This is a genomic window from Paracraurococcus lichenis, assembly GCF_030657435.1.
In the GTDB taxonomy this organism is placed as follows: Bacteria; Pseudomonadota; Alphaproteobacteria; order Acetobacterales; family Acetobacteraceae; genus Paracraurococcus; species Paracraurococcus lichenis.
This window is the reverse complement of record NZ_JAUTWS010000182.1, coordinates 1-5,047: the sequence shown is the minus strand read 5'-3', so window position 1 is coordinate 5,047 and position 5,047 is coordinate 1. Positions and strand designations below refer to the sequence as shown.

Sequence of the window (5,047 nt, the reverse complement as noted above, 5' to 3'; positions counted from 1 at the left end):
GTCCATGGCCTCGGCCGCGCTGCGTCAGGCCTTCCTGCAGCCCGATCAGGCCAGCGCGCAGCAGACCTGGCGGCACGTCGCCGACCAGCTCCGCCCCCGCTGGCCAAAGCTCGGCGTGCTCATGGATGAGAGCGAGGACGATGTCCTCGCCTACATGTCCTTCCCCGCCCCGCACAGGTCGAAGCTGCACTCGACCAACACCCTGGAGCGGCTGGACAAGGAGGTGAAACGCCGGGCCGACGTGGTCGGCATCTTTCCCTCAGAAGCCTCGATCATTCGACTGATCGGCGCCGTCCTGCTCGAGGCCAACGATGAATGGCAAATGCAGCACCGCTACATGGGCGTCGAGGCCATGGCCGAGATGCTCAGCCCGGCGCCCACCAATGAAACCCTGCAACTGCCACCCAGGCTCGCCTGAGCCGTGGTCACCCGCAGACCATCAGCCAATTCCACCACATTGACGGACGCGACCTCCGCAAGCTTCTGCGGTCTCATCACCCCCGATTCTGTGACGGTCCCATTTCAGGCGCGCAGGCGGTGGGCGCGGGCAAGGTCCCGCGGCCCGGCCCGAAGGTCAATACCGCCGCCGGTCCGACCCCCACGGTCGCGGGCAGGGCGTGGCTGCCCAGACGCGGGCCGCCCTCCACGGCGCCGCCGGGACGCGGCCGCGCCCTGCCCCAGGCGGCGCGTCCTTGCTGCGAGCCCGGTCCGGCCCTGGCTTCGCCACCGGCACCGGTTGCGGTAACCATGCCGGATGACCTCGGTGACGACTCCGACACTGGACCTGGAGGGACTGACGCGCCGCTTCGGGGCGACGGCGGCGGTGGATGGGGTAACCCTGACGGTTCCGGCGGGCCAGATGCTCGGCATCATCGGCCGCTCGGGCGCCGGGAAATCCACGCTGCTTCGGCTGGTGAACCGCCTGGTCGAGCCCAGCGCCGGCCGCATCGTGTATGGCGGGCGCGATATCACGAGGCTGCGCGGCCGCGCGCTCCGCGACTGGCGGCGGGACTGCGCCATGGTCTTCCAGCAGTTCAACCTGGTGCAGCGGCTGGACGTGCTGACCAATGTCCTGCTCGGGCGACTTGCGCACCAGCACGGATGGCGGCGTGCGCTCGTGCTGCTGGCATCGGCCTTCACACCGGCGGAGCGGGCCATGGCGCTCGCCACGCTCGAGCGTTTCGGCCTGCTGGAGGTGGCGTTGCAGCGGGCGGAGACACTCTCCGGCGGGCAGCAGCAGCGGGTCGCGCTCTGCCGGGCCTTGCTGCAGCAGCCGCGCCTGGTGCTGGCCGATGAGCCGATCGCGTCCCTCGACCCCGCGAATGCGCGGGCGGTGATGGAGGCGTTGCGGGAGATGAACCGCGCGCGCGGCCTGACGGTGCTGGTGAACCTGCACCACCTCGACACGGCGCAGGCCTATTGTGACCGGATCCTCGCCCTTCAGGCGGGGCGGGTGGTGTTCGACGGCTCACCCGGGGCGCTGGACGCGGCGCGCATTGGCGCCATCTACGGCATGTCCGAGGAGGAATTCGCGGCCGAGTCCGCGGCCAGCGTCGAGGCTGCCCAGACCCGGCCGACGCTGGCATGATCATCCGTCATCCCGGAGGGAGCCCGCCCCCATGATCACGCGTCGCGCCCTCGGCGCCTTGCTCGCCGCCAGCCCCGGTGCCGCTGCCCTTGCGCAGACCGCACGACCGGCCCGGCGGAGCCTCGACCCGGACATTGCCTTCCCCGCGGCGGGCCCGCGCCCCTGGGGCGAGCAGATGAAACAGATCCGCATCGGCCTGCTGGGGGGAGAGAATGAGGCAGACCGGCTCGGCCGCTTCGGTCCCTATCGCGAGCTGATGGAGGCGACCTTCAAGGTCCCGGCGCGGCTCTACCCCGCCAGCGACTATGCCGGGGTGATCCAGGCCTTCGGCGCGAAGCAGCTCGACATCGCCAACATGTCGCCGGCCGCCTATGCCGCCGCCTGGATGGACACGCAGGGCGGCGTCGAGCCGCTGCTGACGACCGAGGAGGCGGACGGCTCGATCAGCTACGTCGCGGTCATGCTGGTGCGGGCGGATTCCGTCATCACCGGCCTCGAGCAGATGCGCGGCAAGGCGATGGCCTGGTCCGACCCGAACTCGGCCAGCGGCTACCTGATCCCGCGCTTCGCACTCCGCCGGCAGGGGATGAACCCGGAGCAGTATTTCAGCCGCACCGGCTTCGCCGGCGGGCACGAGCAGGCGGTGATCGCCGTGGTGCAGAAGCAGTACGACGCCGCCGTCACCTGGGCGAGCGGGCAGGGCGACGTGAACCAGGGCTATACGCGCGGCACGCTGCGGGCGATGGTCGACAAGGGCCTGCTCGACATGCGTCAGATGCGGGTGATCTGGACCTCGGATCCGATCATCAACGGCCCGCAGACCGTGCGCGTGGACCTGCCGGACGGGTTCAAGGAGGACATGCGGCTGTTCCATCTGGCCCTGCCCAAGGCGCATCCGGACATCTATCGCCAGATCGAGCGCGGCGGCGGCGCGGGTTACCGCGAGGTCTCGCACCGCGACTACGAGTTCATGGTCGAGATGCGGAAGCAGGAGGCGACGGAACGTCGCCGGCGGAACTGAGCGCGGCGGCCGCGCGCGCGGAGGCGGCCTGGTGGCAGGCGCGCCGGCAGCGCCGCCGGGCGACCGTGCTGGGGCTCACCGCGCTCCTCGCGGCCCTGCTGGCTGCCGCCTGGATGAGCGAGGTGCGGCCGGCGACGCTGGCATCCGGCCTGCCGAGGATCGGCGAGTATTTCGCCAGGATCCTGCCGACCCTGCGCTGGCCGGTGCTCCTCGCCGACAGCCAGACCGAGGGCAGCCTGGCCGCCTGGTTCTACCGGCTGGATTCCTGGTCCTGGCTGCTCTTCGAGACCGCCAACATGGCGGCGCTGGCGACGCTGCTCGGGGCCGGCGCGGCGCTGTTGCTGGCCTTCCCCGCCGCCCGCAACCTCGGCGCCGGCATGCTGGCCTTCCAATGCGCGCGCCGTTCGCTGGAGGCGATGCGGACGGTGCCGGAAATCGTCGTCGCCCTCATCCTGGTCTGGGCCTTCGGCGTCGGGCCGCTGGCGGGCATCCTGGCAATCGCCTGCCACACTGCGGGCGCCCTGGGCAAGCTCTTCGCCGAGGCCATCGAGAACACGCCGCGTCTCGCCTGGGACGGGGTGCGCGCCGCGGGCGGCACCTGGCCGCAGGCCTGCCGCTTCGCCATCCTGCCGCAGGTCGCACCCAACCTGCTGAGCTACGCGCTGCTGCGGTTCGAGATCAACCTGCGCTCGGCCAGCGTCATCGGCTTCGTCGGGGGCGGCGGCATCGGCGAGGAACTCTACACCGTCATTGCGCAGAACTACTATGAGGAGATCAGCGCCATCGTCGTGCTGATCCTGCTCGCCGTTGCCTGCATCGACCTGCTCTCCGAGGCGCTGCGCCACCGCATCATCGGCGCCTTCGGATGAGCGGCGCGGAGATCGCCGCCTGGCGCGCCCGCCTGCCCTCCGCCTTCGGCTTGGCGCCGCGCCGGCGCTTGGTCCGCGGTCTGGCCATGGCGGGCTTCCTCGCCTGGCTCGGCTGGGCGCTGTGGCATTTCGGCTTCGCGCCGCAGCGCCTGTGGAACGGACTGGCGGGCCTCGCCAGCATCCTGCGGCTGATGATCCCGCCCTCGCCGGGGGATCTCTGGGCCGATATCCTGACGGGGCTGGCCGAGAGCGTCGCCATGGCCTTCCTCGGCACCGCGGCCTCGGCGCTGCTGGCCGTGCCGCTCGGCTTCCTCGGCGCCGGCAATGTCGTGACCGTCACGCTGCTGCGCTTCTCCATCCGCCGGGTCTTCGACGGCTTCCGCGGCATCGACCAACTCATCTGGGCGCTGGCCTATGTGCGCGCGGTCGGGCTCGGGCCGCTGGCCGGCGTGCTGGCGATCGCGACAGCCGACATCGCGGTTCTCGGCAAGCTTTATGCCGAGGCGATCGAGGCGGTGGAGCCGCGGCAGGTGGATGGCGTCACCGCGGCGGGCGGCGGCTGGGCAGAGCGCCTCCGCTTAGGCGTGCTGCCGCAGGTGCTGCCCGTCATGCTGGCCCAGGCGCTCTACTTCTTCGAGAGCAACACGCGGGCGGCGGCCATCCTCGGCGTGGTCGGCGCGGGCGGCATCGGGCTGCAGATCGCCGAGCGCATCCGGGTCCGCGCCTGGGACGAGGTGGCGTTCATCATCCTGCTGATGATCGCGACCGTGGCCGCGATCGACTGGGCCTCGGCGCGGCTGCGGCGGGCCCTGATCACGGGGTGATGCCGGGGAACTCCGCACCGCCGCGCGAAGACCCATGCCGGTCGGCATGGCTGGTTGTTTGGCGCAATGCCGCCGAAGGTGTGTTTTCACAATTCGCTGGCGAAGCAGCCCGCAACCAGGAGTATGCATGCCGCCTGCAGCAGCGATTACACGATGAAGCCCAATCGGTCGAAGCGCAGGGCAAGTCGGCGGTTCTCGAGCAGCCAGGCGTTGGTGCGTTCAACCGGCCACCTGCGCTTGCCGAGCCCGGGTCCGGCAGCCTGCTTGCTGCGGTGAATGTGTGGCGTCGTAGCCCTTGTAGGCGAAGACCGTACGGATGCGGACCATGACCGCGAAGGCGGCGAGGAAGAGCCGCTCGAAGACCAGCGCGTCGTTGACATTGGCCGCGGTCGTCGTGCAGCCGACCGGCACTGCGGATTCCGATAAAGTCAACCGCCCATTCCGGGCTCTCCCGCACGTCGTGTGAGGCCCGCATCACCGCCCGCACAGTGGAGTTGTTCCACAAGGGCGAGCGCGTCGCCATGCATGTCCGCGGCGAGCTGCGTGGCCGGCACACCACCCTGCCGGAACACATGCCGCAGGCGCCTCGGCGGCATGCCGAGTGGACCATCGAGCGGATCGGCCAGGAGGCAGCCGCCGTCGGTCCCGCGACCACGCCCCGGCCGCGTGGCTGGGCCTGCTGCTCGACCGCGAGATCGTCGAGCGGCAGGACCGCCTCCTCGAGGCCAGGCTGCGGTTGGCCATG

The 5,047-nt window shown here is 70.8% G+C and carries 6 protein-coding genes and 1 pseudogene; 6 read left to right on the top strand and 1 reads right to left on the bottom strand.

The window, feature by feature from the left end:
- From Q7A36_RS38230 to phnE (Q7A36_RS38210), 5 genes are all read left to right on the top strand, one after another.
- Positions 1-418 (top strand): transposase (locus Q7A36_RS38230; protein WP_305109032.1); only part of this gene is annotated, 418 nt, incomplete at its 5' end.
- 345 nt (positions 419-763) lie between these two features.
- Positions 764-1,588, top strand: a complete 825-nt coding sequence (gene phnC, locus Q7A36_RS38225) for a phosphonate ABC transporter ATP-binding protein (protein WP_305109031.1) — start codon at positions 764-766, stop codon at positions 1,586-1,588.
- 31 nt (positions 1,589-1,619) lie between these two features.
- Complete coding sequence (phnD, locus tag Q7A36_RS38220; protein ID WP_305109030.1) at positions 1,620-2,609, top strand: phosphate/phosphite/phosphonate ABC transporter substrate-binding protein; 990 nt, start codon at positions 1,620-1,622, stop codon at positions 2,607-2,609.
- Complete coding sequence (gene phnE / locus Q7A36_RS38215) at positions 2,606-3,478, top strand: phosphonate ABC transporter, permease protein PhnE (protein WP_305109033.1); 873 nt, start codon at positions 2,606-2,608, stop codon at positions 3,476-3,478. The genes phnD and phnE (Q7A36_RS38215) overlap by 4 nt, the downstream gene beginning before the upstream one ends.
- Positions 3,475-4,302, top strand: coding sequence for a phosphonate ABC transporter, permease protein PhnE (gene phnE / locus Q7A36_RS38210; protein ID WP_305109029.1), 828 nt, complete (start codon positions 3,475-3,477; stop codon positions 4,300-4,302). Before phnE (Q7A36_RS38215) ends, phnE (Q7A36_RS38210) begins: the two co-directional genes overlap by 4 nt.
- A 219-nt stretch (positions 4,303-4,521) precedes the next feature.
- On the opposite strand, the gene Q7A36_RS38200 is transcribed toward phnE (Q7A36_RS38210), so the two are convergent.
- The gene (locus tag Q7A36_RS38200; protein WP_305109034.1) at positions 4,522-4,713 is read right to left on the bottom strand and encodes a hypothetical protein; all 192 of its coding nucleotides are present in this window, start codon (positions 4,711-4,713) and stop codon (positions 4,522-4,524) included.
- 38 nt (positions 4,714-4,751) lie between these two features.
- Here Q7A36_RS38200 and Q7A36_RS38195 point away from each other — a divergent pair.
- Positions 4,752-4,946: pseudogene (locus tag Q7A36_RS38195) on the top strand (IS21 family transposase); the annotation flags it as partial.
- Positions 4,947-5,047: the final 101 nt, after the last annotated feature.

What these genes read in the sequence shown, in the direction of transcription:
- phnD (WP_305109030.1), top strand. Translation starts at nt 1,620, where the DNA reads ATGATCACGCGTCGCGCCCTCGGCGCCTTGCTCGCCGCCAGCCCCGGT.
- phnE (WP_305109029.1), top strand. Translation starts at nt 3,475, where the DNA reads ATGAGCGGCGCGGAGATCGCCGCCTGGCGCGCCCGCCTGCCCTCCGCC.